The organism is Bradyrhizobium sp. LTSP885 (genome assembly GCF_000938305.1).
Classification (GTDB): Bacteria; Pseudomonadota; Alphaproteobacteria; order Rhizobiales; family Xanthobacteraceae; genus Bradyrhizobium.
Genome location: NZ_JYMT01000036.1, coordinates 201,344 through 221,083 on the forward strand (window position 1 = coordinate 201,344; position 19,740 = coordinate 221,083).

Annotated in this window: 17 protein-coding genes and 1 pseudogene; 4 read left to right on the forward strand and 14 right to left on the reverse strand. The window is 64.2% G+C overall.

All coding sequences use genetic code 11. From position 1 onward, the window contains the following. Nucleotides 1-72: 72 nt before the first annotated feature. The gene (locus tag UP09_RS23515; protein WP_044540665.1) at nt 73-1,050 is read right to left on the reverse strand and encodes a LysR family transcriptional regulator; all 978 of its coding nucleotides are present in this window, start codon (nt 1,048-1,050) and stop codon (nt 73-75) included. 105 nt (nt 1,051-1,155) lie between these two features. Between UP09_RS23515 and bla the strand changes: the two genes are divergently transcribed. Then, nucleotides 1,156-2,058, forward strand: a complete 903-nt coding sequence (gene bla, locus UP09_RS23520; protein WP_156164743.1) for a class A beta-lactamase — start codon at nt 1,156-1,158, stop codon at nt 2,056-2,058. A gap of 683 nt (nt 2,059-2,741) precedes the next feature. Here bla and UP09_RS23525 read toward each other — a convergent pair. After that, nucleotides 2,742-3,230: a c-type cytochrome, methanol metabolism-related gene (locus tag UP09_RS23525; protein WP_044540729.1), complete on the reverse strand. Its 489-nt coding sequence runs from the start codon at nt 3,228-3,230 to the stop codon at nt 2,742-2,744. A 420-nt stretch (nt 3,231-3,650) separates the two neighbouring features. On the opposite strand from UP09_RS23525, the pseudogene UP09_RS38605 reads away from it, so the two are divergent. Together UP09_RS38605 and UP09_RS36410 are read left to right on the forward strand one after the other, a co-directional pair. Further along, nucleotides 3,651-3,782, forward strand: a pseudogene (locus UP09_RS38605) (IS5/IS1182 family transposase); the annotation flags it as partial. Between the two features lie 141 nt (nt 3,783-3,923). After that, a complete protein-coding gene (locus UP09_RS36410) occupies nt 3,924-4,868 on the forward strand; it encodes an ankyrin repeat domain-containing protein (protein ID WP_245302166.1) in 945 nt (314 codons plus the stop codon). Between the two features lie 70 nt (nt 4,869-4,938). On the opposite strand, the gene UP09_RS23535 is transcribed toward UP09_RS36410, so the two are convergent. The 8 genes from UP09_RS23535 to UP09_RS23570 all read right to left on the reverse strand — a co-directional run bounded on the left by UP09_RS23535 (nt 4,939) and on the right by UP09_RS23570 (nt 14,622). Next, a complete protein-coding gene (locus tag UP09_RS23535; protein ID WP_044540666.1) occupies nt 4,939-5,505 on the reverse strand; it encodes a c-type cytochrome in 567 nt (188 codons plus the stop codon). Nucleotides 5,506-5,573: 68 nt separating this feature from the next. Then, on the reverse strand, nt 5,574-7,286 hold the full coding sequence (locus tag UP09_RS23540; RefSeq protein ID WP_044540667.1) for a pyrroloquinoline quinone-dependent dehydrogenase: 1,713 nt from the start codon (nt 7,284-7,286) through the stop codon (nt 5,574-5,576). Between the two features lie 416 nt (nt 7,287-7,702). Then, nucleotides 7,703-9,196 (reverse strand): ABC transporter substrate-binding protein, encoded by a 1,494-nt coding sequence (locus UP09_RS23545; protein WP_044540668.1) that lies wholly within the window; start codon nt 9,194-9,196, stop codon nt 7,703-7,705. 56 nt (nt 9,197-9,252) lie between these two features. Continuing rightward, complete coding sequence (locus UP09_RS23550; RefSeq protein WP_044540669.1) at nt 9,253-10,281, reverse strand: ABC transporter ATP-binding protein; 1,029 nt, start codon at nt 10,279-10,281, stop codon at nt 9,253-9,255. Further along, nucleotides 10,278-11,282 carry an ABC transporter ATP-binding protein gene (locus UP09_RS23555; protein WP_044540731.1) on the reverse strand — a complete coding sequence of 335 codons (1,005 nt, stop codon included), beginning with the start codon at nt 11,280-11,282 and terminating at the stop codon, nt 10,278-10,280. The genes UP09_RS23550 and UP09_RS23555 overlap by 4 nt, the downstream gene beginning before the upstream one ends. 2 nt (nt 11,283-11,284) lie before the next feature. Continuing rightward, nucleotides 11,285-12,181, reverse strand: a complete 897-nt coding sequence (locus UP09_RS23560; RefSeq protein ID WP_044540670.1) for an ABC transporter permease — start codon at nt 12,179-12,181, stop codon at nt 11,285-11,287. After that, a complete protein-coding gene (locus tag UP09_RS23565) occupies nt 12,178-13,128 on the reverse strand; it encodes an ABC transporter permease (protein ID WP_044540671.1) in 951 nt (316 codons plus the stop codon). The genes UP09_RS23560 and UP09_RS23565 overlap by 4 nt, the downstream gene beginning before the upstream one ends. 72 nt (nt 13,129-13,200) lie before the next feature. Continuing rightward, a complete protein-coding gene (locus UP09_RS23570; RefSeq protein ID WP_044540732.1) occupies nt 13,201-14,622 on the reverse strand; it encodes an amidase in 1,422 nt (473 codons plus the stop codon). 125 nt (nt 14,623-14,747) lie between these two features. Between UP09_RS23570 and UP09_RS23575 the strand changes: the two genes are divergently transcribed. Next, nucleotides 14,748-15,635, forward strand: a complete 888-nt coding sequence (locus UP09_RS23575; protein WP_044540672.1) for a LysR family transcriptional regulator — start codon at nt 14,748-14,750, stop codon at nt 15,633-15,635. A gap of 32 nt (nt 15,636-15,667) precedes the next feature. Here UP09_RS23575 and UP09_RS23580 read toward each other — a convergent pair whose 3' ends face one another. The 4 genes from UP09_RS23580 to UP09_RS38610 all read right to left on the reverse strand — a co-directional run. Then, nucleotides 15,668-16,606, reverse strand: a complete 939-nt coding sequence (locus UP09_RS23580) for a carbohydrate kinase family protein (protein ID WP_044540673.1) — start codon at nt 16,604-16,606, stop codon at nt 15,668-15,670. A gap of 13 nt (nt 16,607-16,619) precedes the next feature. Next, complete coding sequence (locus UP09_RS23585) at nt 16,620-18,275, reverse strand: FGGY-family carbohydrate kinase (RefSeq protein WP_044540674.1); 1,656 nt, start codon at nt 18,273-18,275, stop codon at nt 16,620-16,622. A 27-nt stretch (nt 18,276-18,302) separates the two neighbouring features. After that, nucleotides 18,303-19,076 carry an SDR family NAD(P)-dependent oxidoreductase gene (locus UP09_RS23590; RefSeq protein ID WP_044540675.1) on the reverse strand — a complete coding sequence of 258 codons (774 nt, stop codon included), beginning with the start codon at nt 19,074-19,076 and terminating at the stop codon, nt 18,303-18,305. A 169-nt stretch (nt 19,077-19,245) separates the two neighbouring features. Next, nucleotides 19,246-19,740 (reverse strand): ABC transporter ATP-binding protein (locus UP09_RS38610; protein WP_044540676.1); only part of this gene is annotated, 495 nt, incomplete at its 5' end.

Sequence of the window (19,740 nt, forward strand, 5' to 3'; positions counted from 1 at the left end):
CTCTATCTCTTTGTTTTGAGCATGATCTTTTCGGAAAACCGCTACACACTTTTCCGGATCATGCTCTAGGGGTTAACGCCGCTTCGTCTTGGCTTTGGTCTTGGTCGGTGGCTTCGGTCTGGCCTTTGCCTTCATCTTCCGCCTCGGTGCCGGCGTCACCGCCACCTCCTCCACTTTACGCGCATCCGTTCGCAGCGTCTCCAGCAGCCAATCCCGGAACGCGCGCATGCCTGGTGTCATGTCCTTTGACTTCAGCCAGGTCAGCCAATACGACCCCGCCGGAACCTCTGTTAAAAACGGCCGGACCAGCCGGCCTGAGGTGAGCTCGTTCTGAAACATCGCGATAGGCACCAGCCCGATGCCGACGCCGCGCGCGGCGGCTTCGGCCATCGCCACCGAGCTGTCGAAGATCGGACCCTGGATCTTCGGGCACGGCGCGCCCGCGACCGCGAACCAGAGCGGCCATTCCTCGGCGCGGTAGGAGCGCAGCAGAAATTCCTGCGCCAGATCGGACGGTTTGCGCAGGCGGTCGGCGACATCGGGACGGCACACCGGCGACAGCGGCGCGGCCAGCAGATGGATCGCCTCGGTGCCGTGCCACGAGCCGTCGCCGAAGCGCAGCGCAAGATCGAGCCCGTCGCCCGCGATGTCGATGCGGTTGTTGTTGGTCATCAGACGCAGGTCGACATAGGGATGCGCGCGCTTGAAGCGATCGATCCGCTGCAGCAGCCATCCGGTCGCAAAGGTCGCGACGCAGCCGACGGTGACGACCTCGCGGGTTTCCTTGGCCTCGATCCGCTCGATCGCACCCCCGATGCGATCGAACGCGTCGGTCAGCACCGGCAACAGCGCCAGGCCTTCATCTGTCAGCACGAGGCCGCGCGGCAGGCGCCGAAACAACGTGGCACCCAGCGTGTCCTCGAGCTGCTTGACCTGATGGCTGATCGCGGTCTGCGTCACGCGCAATTCGAGCCCCGCGCGGGTGAAGCTGAGCAGCCGCGCCGACGCCTCGAAGGCGCGCAGCGCGTTCAGCGGGAGGTGGCGGCGCACGATGTCATGACCAAGTTTTTCTCATGCCTCGCTGTATAAATGATTGTTTGTCCATCGTCACGCCGTTCGGCAGGTTCGCGCCGCCAACGGAGAATGGGAATCGATATGCTGACGAGACGGACATTTGGATTGCGGACGCTGGGCCTGGCCACCTCCTTCGCCTTGCCGCGGCAAGCCGCGGCGACGGAACACGACGCGCTGACCCAGCGGCTGCAGCAGGAATTTGCACGCATCGAGCTGGCGACCAGCGGCCGGCTCGGCGTCGCCGCCCTCGATACCGAGACCGGATTGCGCGCCAGCCTGCGCGGCGACGAGCGCTTCCCGATGTGCAGCACCTTCAAGGCGCTGGCGACCGCCGCGGTGCTGCACCGGGTCGATCGCGGCGAATCCAGCCTCGACCAACGCGTGCAAATTCAGGCCAAGGATATCTTGGCCTACGCGCCCATCACCAAGGAACACGTCGGATCGGACATGACGCTGTCGGAACTCTGCGAGGCCGCGATCACGCAAAGCGACAATACCGCCGCCAATCTGCTGCTGCGCGAACTCGGTGGGCCCGCCGGCCTCACCAACTTCTTCCGAACCATCGGCGACAATGTCAGCCGGCTCGACCGCTGGGAGGTGGCGCTGAACGAGGGGGTATCAGGCGATCCGCGCGACACCACGAGTCCCGCGGCGATGCTGAAGAATTTGCAGCGCGTGGTGCTCGGCGATGTCCTACAAGCCACCTCGCGGCAGAAGCTGGCGGACTGGATGGTCGCCAACAAGACCGGCGACGCGCGGCTGCGCGCCGGCGTTCCCCGCGACTGGCGGGTCGGCGACAAGACCGGCACCGGCGATCGCGGCACCTATAACGATATCGGCGTGTTCTGGCCGCCCGGCCGCAAGCCGATCGTGGTGACGGTCTACCTGACCGGCGCAAGCGCGCCCGCGGCAAAATGCGACGAGGTGATCGCCAATGTCGCGCGCGCGGTCGCGAATGCGAGCGCCGCCCAGCGCGGCGGCTAGCGCGATACGACATCGCCGCGCGACTTGGGCCGCGCACTCATAAATTAATCGCGTGAATCGATGTCCGCTTGTCCCCCAAGAGCGGCGCGAAAGCGGACGTTATCGGACTTCCGAGAAGGGCCCAATAACGGAAGTGCATTTGGTGTTGCTTGAGCCACTCTATAAATGATCTTTTCCTTCGCGAGAACGCGCTGTAGAGCAGGCTGCAGCTTTTCGAAGAAAATCAGCGAGATGTACTAAAATTGGACCCTTTAGATCGGGATGCGGCATATTCCGAAATCAAGCTTCCGCGTTATGAACTGAGGAGGGTTTGGAAAGAGCACGAACTCGAATTTATTCCTTATCCACCCAGAAACGGAACGGCCCCACCGTCCTATCTGAATATCCAATTGAGGGAAGATGAGATTGTCGCGCGATACTGGGGTGAGACAAGTCTTGGAAATCCCGCCAATGCTGTCCCGCGCGGCAGAGAGCCGGCCGAAAACCTGAATACGATTGGGAGGATGTCGAGCTATTTGTCCGTCGCGAGTTGGACACTCGGGGCGATTTCTCCGATGCCGGGCAAGTCGATAATTGGAATGTCAGGGCGATCTAGAACGATGCGTCGCCGGCTATATCGAACGACATCAAAGCCAGCGGAGCGGCGCGGCATTCATCATTGCTGTCTTCTCCTGGTCGATCGATCAGCGCTTGCCCATGCAGGAATCTTCCGCCTGCTGCGCAGCGGGAGACTTGTCTTCATGCTTCACGGGCCGTGCGCGCCCCACCGCGTCGACCGAGCGAGCGCGAAGATAGATGTAGAGATCGTCCATGTAGCAAGCTACGTTCGGATTATCGCCGAATGCCGGCATGACATTGTCCTGCGCAGTGCCGACGTTCTTGCGGCCGCCTGCGACCACGGCGAGGAAGTCGCCATAGTTCATGGTCTTGACGGAATTCTTCAACGCGGGCGCGCAGGTCGCGCCCTCGCCGTCAGGGCCGTGACAAACATGACAGTCCGAGTGATAGCGGCGGTATCCGGAGTAGGTGTACCAGTCGACGGTGCCGTCGGGCGCGACCTTGAAGGTTGGGTCGCCGTCGTTGTCCAGATATTTGCCTCCATCGGACTTGTTGGCGGTCGGGTCGCCCGGACCTTCGGCGAAAGCAATTCCTCCGGATGCCGCGAAGATCATCGCGGCAGCCACCAAACAAATTGTGCGCAAGAGCATTTCCTCGACATTCGATGACAGATGAACCGGCGCGTGGAAGGTTCCACGCGCCAGCGCGATTTTCGTCAGGTCACTGCGGCAGTGCGAATACCGTGAGTGATCCGCCGAGTGCGGTGTAGTTGCTGATGCAACACTCAAACTATAGCATCCTTGAACCGGCCAGCGAGCGGCAAAATCAACCCCTATGTCCGTTGTGGGTCATGAACGACAAAACTGAAGGTAAACATAGTAGGTCCGCTTTCGGGTGCATAGCGACCAGTTGAGCCTGACAGCCGAGACATGATTCAAGCCACCAGACGGAAGGGGCCGATCATGCGCTACGAACTCAACATCCCGCCGAAAAGCAATCGCAGCGATCCGATCTGCTTCAGCCCGTACCTCCACCGCGCTCGCAATCAGGTCGAACGGTTCTTCAACAGGATCAAGCAATGCCGTCAGGTGGCGACGCGCTACGACAGGCTCGCCGCCAACTACCTTGGATTTGTTCAACTCGCGTCAATCCGGTTGTGGCTACGCCTTGATGAGTCCGCGTCCTGGCACGACACGACAAAGCTGCACGGCTCAACTTCGCTGCGCGGCTCAGTTTCGCAACGCAGCTTGGCAGCGGCGGAGGATCATGCGACCTTGAACCGACATGACGCTGCGCTCAGCAGCGCCATGCCGGAGGAAGACGTCTTGTATCGCCGCATCGGCCTCGCCGCGCTGCTTGTCGTCGGCAGCATCCACAGCAGCCTCGCGGCGGCCGATCCGGCGCGGTGCCGCGAGCTGATCCGCAAATACGAGACCGACAAGACCCAGTTCACCGCGATCGAGGTGTCGCTGACGCTGTTTTCCGCAGCTGACGCCGATTGCCTCAACCTCGCGACCGAGCTGCTCGACCGGGGCGCCTCGGTCGATGCGCGGGACCGGCTCGGCGCGCGGCCGCTGAGCCACGCCGCCCGCTCCGGTCATCTCGACATGGTCGATCTGATGCTGGCGCGCGGCGCACCGGTCGACGCGCGCAATCTTGCGGGATCGACCGCGCTGTATTTCGCCGCCGAGCGCGGCCATGTCGCGATCGTGCAGCGGCTGATCGATCGCGGCGCCGACGTCAACCTCACCGGACAGAGCGGCGCCTCGCCGGTCGCGGCGGCAGCCTATGCCGGCCGGGACATGGTCGTGCGACTGCTGCTGGCGCATGGTGCCGATGGCCGCAAGGCAGACGAGACCGGCAAACCGCCGGTGGTCTATGCGACCGCCGGCGGCCAGCTTGGCATCGTCAAGCAGTTGCTGGTATCAGATATCGACGTCAACGCGCGCTACGCCAACGATCTGACGCTGTTGATGTGGGCGTCGGGCCCTGACGAGGCGGTGGCGGAGGCACAGGCGCTCGACATCGTCTCATATCTGCTCGACGCCGGCGCGACGATTGACATGTCAGACGCGCGCGGACGCACCGCGCTGATGATCGCCGCCGAAGGCAATCATCCCGCGATCGTCAAGGCGCTGTTGGCGCATGGCGCCGATCCTGCGCTGGCCGACAAGGCCGGCAAGCACGCCGCCGATCTCACGGTGCTGTCGGCACTCCGCGAGGAGCTGACAGAACGCGCTCAAGCGCGATGAGATCGCGCTTCAGCTTCTCTTTTGAGCATGATCTGTCCGGAAAACCGCTTCACACTTTTCCGGATCATGCTCAGAGCCCAGCCAGATAGTCCACCAGCGCGGCGAGGTCATCGGGCGAGGTCGCCAGCATCAGGTCGGACATACCAGGGTTGTTACCGCGCGCGCGCGTGCGGAAATCGGCGATGGTCCTGGCGAGGTAATCGCGTCCCATGCCGGCGAGGCGCGGCACCGTGCCGTCGCCCTGGAAATGGTCGAGATGACAGGCCGGGCAGCCGACCGAGCCGCTGGCACTGACCGCCTTCGCCGCGACGTCCTTGGGCGCGCGCGGCTGGCCGAGATCCGGCCATGGCTTCTGCGAGAAATACTCGCCGATCGCCAGCATGTCGTCGCGCTCGAACTGCGACGCGATCGGCTGCATGATGTCGCTCTTGCGGTCGCCGCGCTTGAAATCACGCAGCTGGATGTAGAGATAGCCGGCTTGCTGGCCCCAGATCGTCGGAATCGTCTTGTCGATCGGCTTGCCGTCCGCACCGTGGCACCCGGCGCAGATCTCGACTTTTTCCTCGATCGTTTCCGCACGCACCTGCGTCGCAATCAGCAACAGCGCAACACTGCAAATCGCCAATCTACTGATCATCTGTCCATCCGGAGAAAACGGAAGCGGGACCGACCGGGTCCCGCTTCATAGTCATTACTTTCTTCTTCTTAGTCGAGCGTGAAGGCGATGATGTTGTTGCCGCGCTTGAAATCGAGCTGAGTGTTACCGCCAGCGCCGACCACGACATACTGCTTGCCGCCGATCATGTAGCTCGACGGCGGTGCATTGACGCCGGCACCGGCGTGGAAGTTCCACAATTCCTTGCCATTGGAGGAATTGTAGGCTGCGAACTTGCCGTTGCCTTCGCCAGAGAACACCAGGCCGCCGGCGGTGGCGAGGATGCCGCCGATCATCGGCTCGGGTGTCTTGACCTGCCACTTGATCTTGCCGGTGTTGTAGTTGACAGCGGTGATGTTGCCCGACTGTTTCTCGCTCGGGATCACCTTGAAGGCGCCGCCCAACCACAACTTGCCGTTCGGATAGGCCGAGCTTTCGACGTGATAGGTCATCGGCTGGTGCAGGTTGATGGCGTAGGCTAGTTCCTGTCCCGGATCGGTCGCGATCGGCGACCATTCGACGCCGCCATTGGCGCCCGGCAGCATCCGCGCGCCTTCCTTGGTCGGCAGCACCCACATGTTCTCTTGCGGCACCATCGCCTCGGAGAAGCGGATCAGGCTGCAGTCCTTGCGATCGTGCACATAGATGTGCCCGGTCTTGCCGGCATGGATGACGCCGGGAATGGTCTTGCCGTCCTTGTCCTTGACGTTGACCAGCACGGTCGGGCTGACCGCGTCGAGGTCCCACACGTCATGGGCGATGTACTGGGAGTGGCAGACGTACTTGCCGGTGTCGAGATCGAGCGAGACCAGCGAGTTGGTGTAGAGGTTGTCGCCGGGCCGGTTCGATCCGTCGAGATCGGGTGACGGGTTGCCGACGACGAAATAGATCCGGTTGGTCGCGAGGTCGACCGACGGGTTCTGCCATACGCCGCCGCCGAGCTTGGCGAAGGGATCGCCGATCTTGGCAAGCGTGTCCTTTTCGGCCTGGATGTTGCGGTGCATGTCGCGGCCGGTGGCATCCTTGGTCGCCCAGACGCCGACGGAGTTGTCCGGAATGGTGTTGAAATTCCAGAGCTGCTTGCCGGTCTTGGCGTCATAGGCGCGCACGAAGCCGCGGATGCCGTATTCGCCGCCATTGGTGCCGATCAGCACCTTGTCCTTGACCACGGTCGGCGCCATCGTCTCGCTGTAGCCGAGCTCGGGATCGGCGATGTTGGTGGTCCACACCACTTCACCGGTCTTGGAGTTCAGCGCCAGCAGCTTGGAATCAAGCGTCGCCAGATAGACCCGGTCGTCGAGCACCTGGACGCCGCGATTGTTGGGACCGCAGCAATAAGTGGTGATGGGCCCCATCTTGTGCGCGTAGTGCCAGAGCTGCTGGCCGGTCTTGGCATCGAGCGCGTAGACATGGCTGAACGACGTCGTGACATACATCACGCCGTCGACGACGATCGGAGATGTCTCCAGCGATTCCTTGACGTCGGTCTGGAAGATCCAGGCGACGTGCAGGTTCTTCACATTGTCGCGGCCGATTTGCTTGCCCGGATAGAAACGCGTCTGGGCATAATTGCCGTTGGTCAGCAGGAAATCCCGCGTGTTCTTGTCGGCCGCATTGAGCTGGTCCTGCGTCACCGGAGCGACGTTGGCATTGCCGATCTGGGATTTTTGGTCCTGCTTGACTTCCTGTCCGACGGCAGCGCCTGACAACAGGCCAACGCCGACCGCTGCGGCGAACGCCGCAAGCGCTTTCACATTCTTCATGTTTCCCCACCGCGGTTGTTGGTTGCAGCGTTATGGATGGTTTCTGTTTCTACCCTGTCCAAACCTGACCGAGGTGAGCTGCCTACATAGGCGACAACCGTTGGGTTGTTTGCACTGCAATAGGTAATCAAAACGACGGCAAGCAATATGGACGAGTTCCACCTTACTGCCGTCTTGCGCAAAGACAACTGATGCGCGCAATGCGAAGCGCAAACCGCGCGTGCGCGTGCGTCATCCCAACGACAGACGGAAATTCACGCCATTCAGCCCGGATAAAGGGTTGGCCACATCGCAATCACGTGGTGACGCCGCAAGAATCTTTGCGGCGCAACAATCAAAATGAGACTGCGCGTCAAGTAACGGTATCGAAATAGGAGGTGGTCGGCGGGAGCGTCTGCGTCCCGCCGGGTACACAGCTACTCCCAGGACCAGGTCGAGAAGTCGTTCTCGAATTGCGGGACTTCCTTCCACACGCCCTTCAGCTTCTTGCTGGCAACCGTGATCCATTGCGGCTGGAACAGGAAGCCGGCCACCGCATCGGTCGCCAGCATGCGCTGCGCGTCGCCGAGCAGCTTGGCGCGGTCGGCCTCGGCCGGCGTCGCCGTGATCTGCTTGTAGAGCGCGTTGAACGCCTGTGACTGGTAGCCGAGATAGAAGTCGGGCTCGGTCAGCTTCACGAGATCGAACGGCTCGACATGCGACACGATGGTCAGGTCGAAATTATGCGGGCCGTTGGGGGCGAAGACCTGCGACAACCATTGCGCCCATTCGATGTTCTCGATCTTGGCTGTTATGCCGACCTTGGCAAGCTGGGCAGCGAGAATTTCGCCGCCCTGCCGCGCGTAAGGCGGCGGCGGCAGCCTGAGCGACAGCTCGAGCGGCGTGGTGACGCCGGCCTCGCTGAGCAGCTTCTTGGCCTTTTCGGGGTCGTAGGGATTGATATCCGTGGTGTCGATATAGCCAAGCGAGCCCGGCGTATAGAAGCTGCCGATCGGTGCGCCGAAGCCATCGACGGCGCCGTCGACCATCGCCTTGCGATCGATCGCGGCAAGGATGGCGCGGCGGACGCGTACGTCGTCGAGCGGCTTCTTGCGTTCGTTGATGGCGACGATGGTCTTGGCCTTGGAGCCGCCGACCAGCACGTTGAAACGCGGATCGGCCTTGAACTGCGCCAGGCTGCGGGCGGCTGCGACCCGCGGATACGCGTCGACGTCGCCCGACAGCAGTGCTGCGACCTGCGCTGAGGGATCGCTGATGAAGCGGATGGTCACCTTGGACAGCTTGATCGCGGCGGCGTTGCGATAGTCCGGCCACTTGTTCAGGGTGATCGACGATCCCTTGGCCCAGGCGCCGAGCGTGTAGGGCCCGGTGCCGACCGGCTGCGTGACATCGGTCGGCGCGCTCTTCGGCTCGACGATCGAGGCGGACGCCTGGGCGAGCAGGAACGGCAAGTTCGGTTCGGAATATTTCAGCGCGACCACGATCGTTTCCGGATCGGGCGCAGTCACCGTCTCGAAGGCCTGGAACAGGCTCTTGTCCTTGTTGGTCGAGGTCGGCGCCGCGGCACGCTCGTAGGAGAATTTCACGGCGGCGGAATCGAACGGCTCGCCGTTGTGGAATTTGACGCCCTTTTGCAGCTTGAACGTGTAGGTCTTCAGGTCCGGCGTGGCCTGCCAGCTCTCGGCCAGCAAGGGCGACACCGAGCCGTCCTCATTGATCTTGGTCAGCGTCTCATAGAGGTTATAGAGCGTGACCTCGGCGATCGCCGCGGCAGCCGCGTTGGTCGGATCGAGCCCCGGCGGCTCCAGCGTCATACCCATCACGACGCTGGTCTTGCCCTGCGCCAGGCTCGGCAGCGGCATTGCTGCGAATGTGGCGGCCACGGCGAAAATGGTCAGTTTCTTCAACATACGCTTGCTCCCAGGACGTATTGCGCGACCAGCTTAGGCCGGCCCCACACAAAACACTAACCGCTCTCCGCCGTCGCCGGCGGCAGCGTCATCACGGCCTCGGCGTGGTGGCACGCAGCCAGATGCGCCTGTCCCACTGTCCGTAGCGCAGGCGCGGTCTCGCGACAATGCTGGTCGGCCAGGACACAGCGCGACGCATAGGGGCACCCCGTCGCACCCGTCGACTGCGAGGCGATCGCCTGCGCCCCGCGGCGCCGGCGGACGCCGCCGGCCCTGATACGCGGCACCGCCTCGAGCAGCGCGCGGGTATAGGGATGGGCGGAGTGCGCGAACAGATCTTCAGAACGCCCCTGCTCGACGATCCGGCCGAGATACATCACCGCGATCTCGTCACAGAGCAGGTCGACGACCGCGAGATCGTGGCTGATCAGGACGTAGCTCAATCCGAATTCGCCCTGCAGGTCCTGCATCAAATTGAGCACCTGCGCCTGCACCGAAACGTCGAGCGCGGAGACCGGCTCGTCGGCGACGATCAGCTTCGGCTGGGTGATCAGCGCCCGCGCAATCGCGATCCGCTGGCGCTGGCCGCCGGAGAATTCATGCGGGAACTTGTCCATGTCGGCGTCGCGCAGCCCGACCTGCCGCAGCACCTTGGCGACGCGATCGCGCAAACTGCTCCGGTCCATCCGCCCCAGCGCCGTGAGTGGCTCAGCGACGATGCGGGCAATGGTCTGCCGCGGATCAAGCGATCCATAGGGGTCCTGGAACACCATCTGGAAATCGCGCCGGGCGTGACGGAGTTCGTCGGCCGGCATCTGGTTCAGGTCGCGCCCCAGCAGCGCGACCGTCCCCGACGACGGCCGCTCCAGCGCCATCACGACCCGCGCGAAGGTCGACTTGCCCGAGCCGGACTCGCCGACGACGCCGAGGCTCTTGCCCGACACGACTTGCGCGGTGACGCCGTTGAGTGCGTGCACCTGCGGCGCCGGTTTGAACAGGCTTTCGCGCGGCAGCGTGTAGCGCTGCACCAGGTCCTTCACCTCAAGCAGTGGCGTCGCGGGCGCGGACTGGTCGAGCAAGGTCATGCGACGACGCCTCCGGCTGCCATCGAGACATCCGTCCTGACGCAGCGCACGCCATGGCCGGCGCCGACATCCACCACTGCGGGCAATGCCGCGCGGCAACCCGCCTCGACGATCGCGCAGCGGTCGGCGAAGGTACAGCCAGCCGGCAAATCGGCAAGCTCGGGCACCGTGCCGGCAATCGTCGTCAGCCGCGTCCCCTTCTTCGCTCCGAGCCGTGGCCGTGCGCGGAACAGGCCCTGGGTATAGGGATGCCCCATCCGCGTGAACACGGCATTGGTGACGCCGCTTTCGACGACGGTGCCGCCATACATCACCATCATGCGCTGGACGTTCTCGGCGATCACGCCGAGGTCGTGCGAGATCAGGATCATCGCCATGCCGCGCTCGGCAACCAGATCGGCGATCAAATCGAGGATCTGCCCCTGGATCGTGACGTCGAGCGCGGTGGTCGGCTCGTCGGCGATCAGCACGTCGGGCTCGCAGGCCAAGGCCATTGCAATCGTGATGCGCTGACGCTGGCCGCCGGAGAACTGGTGCGGATAGGCGTCGACGCGCTTGGCGGCGTCGGGAAGGCCGACGCGATCGAGCAAGGCAATGGTCTCTTTCCGCGCCTGCGCCGCCGAGCAGCCGGTGTGACGCCGCAGCGGCTCGGCGACCTGGCGCCCGATCGTGTGCATCGGATTGAGCGCGGTCATCGGCTCCTGGAAGATCATGCTGATGCGATTGCCGCGCAGCCTGCAGTAGCTAGCATCCGGCAGCCCCACCAGTTCGCTGCCCTCGAGCCGGATGCTGCCGCTGACGACGGCGCTGTCGGGCAACAGGCCCATCAAAGCGAGCGCGGTGATCGACTTGCCGCAACCGGACTCGCCAACCAGTCCGAGCGTCTCGCCCCGCTTCAGTGCAAAGCTGACGCCACGGACGGCCTGTGCCGGGCCGCGGCTGGTGTTGAGCCGGATGCCGAGATCCTTGACTTCGATAAGGGGTGTATTGGCGTCGTTCACAATCATCGCTCCCGCGCCAGCCGGGGATCGAGCAGGTCGCGCAGCCCGTCGCCGAGGAGGTTGAGGCCGAGCACGGCGATCGCGATCGCAACGCCGGGATAGACCGCAAGCATCGGCGACTGGAACAGCAGCGTCTGCGCGTCGTTGAGCATGCGTCCCCAGGATGGCTGCGGCGGCTGCGTCCCGAGCCCGAGATAGGACAGCGCAGCTTCGGCGAGGATCGCCAGCGCAAACTGGATCGTCGCCTGCACGATCAGGATCGACAGGATGTTCGGCAGCACGTGCTCGATGGTGATGCGGAATTTGCCCTTGCCCGCGGCACGCGCCGCGAGAATAAATTCGCGCGCCCAGATCGCATTGGCCGATCCGCGCGTGACGCGGATAAAGGTCGGAATCTGGAAGATGCCGATGGCGATGATCGAGGTCACCATGCCCGGACCGACCACGGCGGCGAGCATGATCGCCGAGAGCACGGCCGGAAACGCAAAGGTGAAGTCGCTCAGCCGCATGATGAGTTCTTCGGTCCAGCCCTTGCGGGCGGACGCGACCAGGCCGAGACAAACGCCGAACGTCAGGCCGATGCCGACAGCGATGATTCCGACCATGATGGTGGCGCGGGCGCCGACCAGCAGCAGCGACACGATATCGCGGCCGAGCACGTCGGTGCCGAGCCAGTGCGCGGCCGACGGCGGCCGCAGCTTTGCGGCGACATCGATGTCGTAGGCTGACCACGGCGTCCAGACCAGCGACAGCAAGGCTGCTCCCAGCACCAGCAAGCTCAGCACGGCCCCGAGCACAAAGCTGCGATGGCGCAGCGCGCGCCGCCAGAAGCCGGTCGCCGGCCTTGCGCCGGGAATACTCGCCGGCGCGCCGGCCGCAGCGGTCAGCGGCGTATTCACAGGTTGGCCACCTTGATGCGCGGATCGATGAAGGCATAGAGCACATCGACCACGAAGTTGACTGTCACGACCATGGCCGCCAGCAGCATCACGCAATTGCGCACCACGATCAGGTCGCGATTGGCGATCGACTGGAAGATCAGACGGCCGAGCCCCGGCAGATAGAACACGTTCTCGATCACGATGGTGCCCGCCAGCAGGTTGGCGAATTGCAGGCCCATCACCGTCATGACCGGGATCATGGCGTTGCGCAGCACGTGGCGCCACAGCACCTCGCGCCTGCCGAGTCCCTTGGCCCGCGCGGTGCGCACGAAATCCTCACGCAGTACCTCCAGCACGGCCGAGCGCGTGACCCGGGCGAGGATCGCGGCCTGCACCACGGCGAGCGAGATCGAAGGCAGCAGCAGCGATCGTACACCTGCCCATACGCCGTCGTCCCAGCCGGCGAATCCGCCGGCGGACAGCCATTGCAGCTTCACCGCGAACAGCAGGATCAGGAGGATCGCAAACCAGAAGTTCGGCAGCGCGATGCCAATTTGCGTCAGCGACATCACGCCGACGTCGCCGAGCTTGTTATGATTGGCGGCGGTGTAGATGCCTGCAGTCAGCGCCAGAACGACGGAGATCGACATCGACATGATCGCAAGCGGAATGGTCAGCACCAGGCGCTCCGCGATCAATCCGGCCACCGGCGTGCCATAGACATAGCTGTTGCCGAGATCGCCGACCGCCATGCCCTTGATCCAGAGCAAATAGCGCAGCGCGAGCGGCTGATCGAGCCCGAGCTTGACGGTGAGCGCACGCACCGCATCGGGTGACGCGTCCGCCCCCATCAGCATCTGGGCGGCATTGCCGGGCAGCGCGTCGAGCACGAGAAAAATGATCAGCGAGGCGGCGAACAGCGTCGCCACCAGGGTCAAGATTCGCCGTAGGACGAAGACGCTCATGCGTGCCCGAATTCAGTGAATGGACCCGCACGTTTCAACATGTTCGCCGACGAAAGCAAGCCCCGCATGACATCAGGCCGGCCAGCGGCCGAGCAGATCGCTCGCCTGCTCGAACAGCGCCGAGACGCGCAAAAGATCGGCATCGGCACGGAAACGGCCGACGAGATGCAGGCCGATCGGCAGGCCGTCGCGGCCAAAGCCAGCCGGGAGGCTGATGGCGGGGTGCCCGGTCATGTTGAAGGGCATGGTCCAGGGAAACCAGTGCGGCCGCACGCTGTCAAAGCTCTGCCCGTCGATATCGATGCTGCCGAACAAATCCTGGTCGATCGGCAGCGCTGATCGAGTGAGGGTCGGCATCGCGAGCCAGTCGGCAGTTGCGAGCATCGACTGCACGCGGCGGAACAGCGCGGTGCGGTCGAACATGGCCTGCTGGTAATCGACGCCGCTGACCTTCTCGGCGAGCGCGAGCTGCTTGAGGAACGTCGCGCTGAGGTTGTTGGGATGATCGGCCGCGAGCTTTTCGAAGCGGGTGCGCCAGGCGGTGTGGTTGATGGCGCGCCAGATCGGCTCGATATCAAAGCCCTCGCCGGAAAACTCCTCGAGCTCGGCGCCCAGACTGGCCAACCGATCGAGACTTGCCTTGAACGCGGCCGCCACATCCTCGGTCACCGGACGACCGGGCGGCGAGAGGCAGAACAGGATTTTCTTAGCCTTGAGATCGCCGCGCGGCGCAGCGACATCTGGATAGTCTGGCACCGGCACGCCGATCGACCAGGGATCGGAGGCGTCCTCGCCCGCCATCGCCTGCAGCATCAGCGCGGTATCGGCGACGGTGCGCGTGGTCGGCGTGACATAGGTCTGGTTGCCGAAGGCATCTTGCACCTGGCTGTGCGGGATCACGCCGTTGCTTTGCTTCAAGCCGACGACGCCATTACAAGCGGCCGGAATCCGGGTCGAGCCGCCGCCATCGGTCGCCACCGCCAGCGGCGCGATGCCGCTTGCGACCGCCACCGCCGCGCCACCGCTTGAGCCGCCGCTGGAGCGGTCGGCGCTCCACGCATTGCGCGTGCGGCCGAACAACGGCGAATCGGTCAGGCATTTGCTGCCGAACTCCGGCGTCGTGGTCTTGCCGATCAGGATTCCGCCCTGCGCGCGCAATCGAGCTACCGCCACCGCATCGTGATCGGGCACATTGTCCTGAAACGGCACAGCACCGAACGTCGTCCGCACGCCCTTGGTGTTGACGAGATCCTTGACCGTGAAGGGAATGCCATGGAGCAGGCCGAGCGGCGCACCGGCCATGATTTGGCGCTCGGCGTCCTTGGCCTGCGCCATCGCCTCGTCGGCGCACAGCGTGATGAAGCAGTTCAATTCCGGCTGCAACCGCTCGGCCCGGGCCAGCACCGCGCGGGTGATCTCGACGGGCGAGACGTCCTTGCGAGCGATGCGCGCGCGAAGCTCGGTCGCAGACAGGAAGCAAGGATCGCCGCTCATCGTCGAGAACTCTCCGTCAAGACCGTCCCGCAAGACCGACGGCATTGACAGCCAGAATGACACTCCTGTTAACTCGCCGTCCAATACGAATTTGAAGACCAACCCATACGTTTTCGGTATGTCTCATGGATCTCCGTCGGCTTCGTTACTTCGTGGCCGTGGCTGAAGAGCGCAGCGTCGGCAAGGCGGCGGAACGGCTGCGGATGGCGCAGCCGCCGCTCTCCGTACAAATCCGCAAGCTCGAGGCCGAACTGGGCACACCGCTGTTTCGCCGCGGGACGCGCGGAATGGATTTGACCGAAGCGGGTCTTGCCCTGATGTCACGGGCGAGCGAAGCGCTCGCGCTCGCCGCCGAAGGTGTCGAAGCGGCGCGCGCGGTCGCGGCCGGGCGGCGCGGACGGTTGTCTGTCGGATACATGTTCGTGCTCGCCAGCGCCGTGCTGCCGCAGCTGGTGCCGGAATTGCGCCGGTCGCTACCGGGCGTCGATCTCGACTTCGTCGAGCTGAGTGCGTCGACGCGTGAACCGTTGCTGCTCGACCGTGCCGTCGGGGTCGCGCTCTGCATGCCGGCGATTCATCACCCGGAGATCCAGGTCGCCCAGATCGGAACGCAGACACTGATGCTCGCCGCACCGGCACGTTCGCCGCTGGCGCGCATGACCGCGGTGCCTGTCGACAAATTGCAGGGACGCCCTCTGATCGCGCTGCCGCGGCCGGAGGAAGAGCCGACCTCGTCCGCCGTGGCGGCGTTGCTTCGGCGGCATCAGGTCGTGATGCCGATCATCAGCCGGGTTGAAACCGTGCATTCGGCGCTCGGTCTCGTGCTCGCCGGGGAAGGCCTCTCGATCCTGCCGGCCTGCGCCAAACTGGGCGCGCCGCCCGGCATCGTGTTTCGTCCCTTCCTCGACGCCGCCGACACGATCGAGATCGCGGCTTGCTGGCGGCGGGATTCCTCGTCCCAGCTGATCCGAACCTTTCTCAAGAGCGCGGAGAAAGTGGTTGCGCGGATCTGAGGCCCGCATCCGCCGCCGTCGGATGGCATAGCCTACCAATAATCGGCGGCCAGTTCGCGGCTGCGCGGCGGATCGGCGCCGGCGCGCGTGCAGGTGAAGGCGGCACATTTGCAGGCAAAAGACAACGCGCGCTTGAGCTCGGCCGCGGTGATATCCGCCAACCGCTGCCGGTCGATCCGGCCGAGCCGGTGTAGCGCGGCCAGCAAAGCCGCCTGAAAGCTATCGCCGGCACCGATCGTATCGACAACCTTCACCACGGGCGCGTCGACCTCGATCAGTCCCGTCTGATGATGCCAGGCGGAGGCGCCGTGGTTGCCGCGCGTCACGACGACGAGGGACGAGCCGTCCGACAGCAGCTGCACGGCCCTCTCCGCATATGGCTCGTCGCCGAACAGATAGGCGAAGTCGACGTCGGACATTTTTACGATGTCGGCCTTGCCGCAGAAGGTCATCATCCGCGCGCGATAGGCATCCTTGTCCTTGACCAGGTTCGGGCGACAGTTCGGATCGAGCGAAATCGTCGCGCTCGGCCGGGCATCCTCGATGAGAGCCAGCGTTTCGGCCGCGCCCTTGTCATGAACCAGCGTTGTCGAGCCGGTGTGAATGCATTCAACGCCTCCGAGCGCAATCGCATCACGCCGATAGACCCAGTTTCGCGACGCGGTGTCAGCGTCATAGAACGCGTATTGGGTCTCGGTTCCGGTCACGCGCGCAAACGCCAGCGTCGCCTGGTGATCGCTTCGGGTCGCGTAACGAAGATCCACGGCCGAATTCAGCGCGTGATCAGCGATCATCTTGCCGAACGTATCGGTCGAGATGCCGCCGACAAAGCCTGTCGGGACATCGAGCCGCGCGCCGCCGATCGCGATGTTGAGACAGGAGCCGCCGACCGCGGGCGTCAACGCTTCGCGGCCGTCCGCCGTCTTCGACGGCAGGAAATCGATCAGCGCATCTCCGCAACTCAGCAGCATCTTGCAAAACGTCCTAGGTCGATAGTGCTTCGCCGGGCGCCCGCTTCATCGCCTCGCGCGTGCCGCGATCGAGGTCGCGAAGCATCTTGTGCACGCCACGCTTCCGGCGGTGGAACTCGGCCATCTCGGGCTTGGTTGGTTCGCTCAATCGGCCCAAAGCCGACATGCCGGCCATCGCCGCGTTGATCGAGTTGTGCGCGCCGCTGGCGACGGCACCGAGCATCGCAGCCCCCAGCAGCACCGGCTCCTGGGTCTGCGGCAGCGCCACGGTGTAGCCGGTGGTGTCGGCCATGATCTGGCGAACCAGCGGACTGCGGCTGGCGCCGCCGCCGATCACGATGGTCTTGCCGTCGACCCCATGGGCCTGCAAGGCGTCGATAACGTCGGCAAGGCCATAAGCGAGCCCGCACAGGCCGGCGATGAACAGCCGCTCCATCGCCGACACGTCGGTATCGAGATCGAGCCCCGCGATCACGGCGCGCGATCCCGGATCGGAATAGGGCGAGCGGTTGCCGAGGAATTCCGGCAGCACGTGAACGTTGCGCGCCAGCAGCGCAGCGGCGCCGGCGTTGCCCGCGCGCGCAAGGATGCGCTTCTCGAGGAACTCGATGACATCGACGCCGTCGCTCTTCGCCGCGGCCAGAACCTCGGCATGCGCCGGATGCGAGCGGAGCAGATGATCGATCGCAGCGCCCGCCGCAGACTGACCACCCTCGTTCAGCCAGAAGCCCGGCACCATGCCTGCGAAATACGGCCCCCAGACGCCGGGCACGAAGCAGGGATCGACGGTCGTCGCCATGATGCAGGCCGACGTTCCCATGATGTAGGCGAGCCGCTGGCAGACATCGACGTCGGCACCGGACCCGTCGCGGCCGCCGATCGCGCCGACCCCGCCGGCATGGGCATCGATCAGCGAGGCGCCGACTGCCGTCCCCGGCATCAAACCGAGATCGCGCGCGGCGTCTTCCGATAGTCCCCGTCCGAGCGGCGACCCCGGCGGGACGATCTCGGTGCCGATCCGCGCAAAGCGGTCTGCTGCGAGATCCTCAAGCCCAACCCGCCTGAAGAAAGCTTCGCTCCAGCCGCCCTCGCCCGCCACATAGGTCCATTTGCAGGTAACCGTGCAGGTCGACCGTGCCAGCGAGCCGGTGGCGCGGAACGAGAGATAGTCGGCGAGGTCGAAAAAGTGTCCCGCGGCATCTAAGGTCGCCGGCAGATGTCGCTTCAGCCAGAGGATCTTCGGGATTTCCATCTCCGGCGAGATGGCGCCGCCGACGTAGCGCAGCACACGATCGCCGGTTGCGTTGACGAACTGGGTTTCGTCCATCGCACGATGGTCCATCCAGACCACGACATTGCGCGCATGATCGCCTGACGGACTGACAGTCAGTGGCCGCCCGGCTTTGTCGAGCACCACGAGCGAGCAGGTCGCGTCGAAGCCAATGCCCTTGACGTGCTCGGCCGCAACCGCGGCCTCGCGCATCGCACTGCGGACGGAAGCGACGCAGGCCGCCCAGATGTCCTCGGACGATTGCTCGACGATGTCGCCGGTCTCATGCCAGACGCGAATCGGATGCCGGGCCGCGCCCAGCAATTGTCCGGCCTCGTCGAATACCCCCGCCCGGGCGCTGGTGCTCCCGACGTCCACCCCGATATAGGCTTGCCGCATAGCCGCTCCGTTATGTCCGGGGCAAGCTTACCAGCAAGTGTAGCCGCCATCGACCAAAACGATGCTTCCGGTCATCAGGCTGGCGGCCTCGGAGGCCAGGAACAGAACCACGGAGGCGATCTCGTCGACCTGGCCCATCCGGGCCATCGGAGTTCCACCGATCCAGGCGTCGTACATCCGGGGGCTATTCTTCACGAAGGCATTCAGCGGCGTCTCGATATAGGTCGGCGCCACCGCGTTGACGCGGACGCCCCGCGCCGCCCATTCGGCGGCGAGCGATTTGGTCAGGTGGTGCACTGCGGCCTTGGACGCATTGTAGAAGCACTGTTCCTGCGGCTTGTTGACGATGAAGCCGGACATCGAGCCGACATTGACGATGGTTCCGGACTTTGCCTTCAGCATGTGGTTGCCGAACGCCCGGCAGCACCAGAACGTGCCGTTCAAATTGACGTCGACGACGTTGAGCCAATGCTCGTCGGTCACGGTCTCGGCCGGCGTTTCGCTGCGGGCAATGCCGGCATTGTTGACGAGGATGTCGACCTTTCCATACTTTTTGACCAGCTCGTCGGCGATCTCGGACACGCGTTTCGAGTCCGTGACATCCATCACGGCGATATCGGCGTCAAAGCCCTTGGCCTTCAGCTCGGCCTTGGCATCGTTGGCCGCCTTGGCGTCGCGATCGCCGATGATGACCTTGGCGCCCGCTTCGGCCAGCGCCTCGGCGCAGCCGAGACCGATACCCTGGCCGGCGCCGGTGATAATCGCGGTCTTGCCGTCCAATCTGAACTTCTCGAGATACATTTTCTTCTTCCTTTGCCTGTGCCCGCGAACAGCGAGCGCGTCGCCCTGGCCTGAGCGTATCCAACCCTAAATCGCGATGAGATCATCGCGCTTTAGCTTCTTGTTTGAGCATGATCTTCTCGGAAAACCGCTTCACACTTTTCCGGATCATGCTTCGGTCGTCCGCGTCTTACGCGTGGATCGATTTTCCGCTGTCGTCGAAACGATAGACCCGCGACGGCTCCGGGATCATTGACACCTTGTCGCCCGGGTGCAGGCCGAGCTCGCCGACATAGCGCGCCGTCAATGTCCCGAGCGGTCCGGCGTCGATATAAAGGAAGGTGTCGCTGCCGAGATGCTCGGCAACCGCGACCGTCCCGGGCCAGCCGCCCTTCCCGTTCGGTTCGACCTTCAGATGCTCGGGCCGCACGCCGATGGTGGTGGCGCCCTGCTGCTTGGCCGGCTCGCCGGTGACGAAATTCATCTTGGGCGAGCCGATGAAGCCGGCGACGAACAGGTTGGCGGGCTTCTCGTAGAGTTCGAGCGGCGAGCCGTACTGCTCGATCTTGCCGGCATTCAGCACCACGATCTTGTCAGCCATGGTCATGGCCTCGACCTGGTCGTGGGTGACGTAAACCGCCGTGGTGCCGAGCTGCTTCTGCAGCCGCGTCACCTCGAGCCGCAT

Excerpts from the sequence above, each read along its gene's own strand:
- UP09_RS23545 (WP_044540668.1), bottom strand. The coding sequence starts at position 9,196 with ATGTTGAAGAAACTGACCATTTTCGCCGTGGCCGCCACATTCGCAGCA.
- UP09_RS23570 (WP_044540732.1), bottom strand. The coding sequence starts at position 14,622 with ATGAGCGGCGATCCTTGCTTCCTGTCTGCGACCGAGCTTCGCGCGCGC.
- UP09_RS23585 (WP_044540674.1), bottom strand. The coding sequence starts at position 18,275 with ATGCGGCAAGCCTATATCGGGGTGGACGTCGGGAGCACCAGCGCCCGG.
- UP09_RS23535 (WP_044540666.1), bottom strand. The coding sequence starts at position 5,505 with ATGATCAGTAGATTGGCGATTTGCAGTGTTGCGCTGTTGCTGATTGCG.
- UP09_RS23575 (WP_044540672.1), top strand. The coding sequence starts at position 14,748 with ATGGATCTCCGTCGGCTTCGTTACTTCGTGGCCGTGGCTGAAGAGCGC.
- UP09_RS23580 (WP_044540673.1), bottom strand. The coding sequence starts at position 16,606 with ATGCTGCTGAGTTGCGGAGATGCGCTGATCGATTTCCTGCCGTCGAAG.
- bla (WP_156164743.1), top strand. The coding sequence starts at position 1,156 with ATGCTGACGAGACGGACATTTGGATTGCGGACGCTGGGCCTGGCCACC.
- UP09_RS36410 (WP_245302166.1), top strand. The coding sequence starts at position 3,924 with ATGCCGGAGGAAGACGTCTTGTATCGCCGCATCGGCCTCGCCGCGCTG.
- UP09_RS23540 (WP_044540667.1), bottom strand. The coding sequence starts at position 7,286 with ATGAAGAATGTGAAAGCGCTTGCGGCGTTCGCCGCAGCGGTCGGCGTT.
- UP09_RS23590 (WP_044540675.1), bottom strand. The coding sequence starts at position 19,076 with ATGTATCTCGAGAAGTTCAGATTGGACGGCAAGACCGCGATTATCACC.
- UP09_RS23565 (WP_044540671.1), bottom strand. The coding sequence starts at position 13,128 with ATGAGCGTCTTCGTCCTACGGCGAATCTTGACCCTGGTGGCGACGCTG.
- UP09_RS23550 (WP_044540669.1), bottom strand. The coding sequence starts at position 10,281 with ATGACCTTGCTCGACCAGTCCGCGCCCGCGACGCCACTGCTTGAGGTG.
- UP09_RS23525 (WP_044540729.1), bottom strand. The coding sequence starts at position 3,230 with ATGATCTTCGCGGCATCCGGAGGAATTGCTTTCGCCGAAGGTCCGGGC.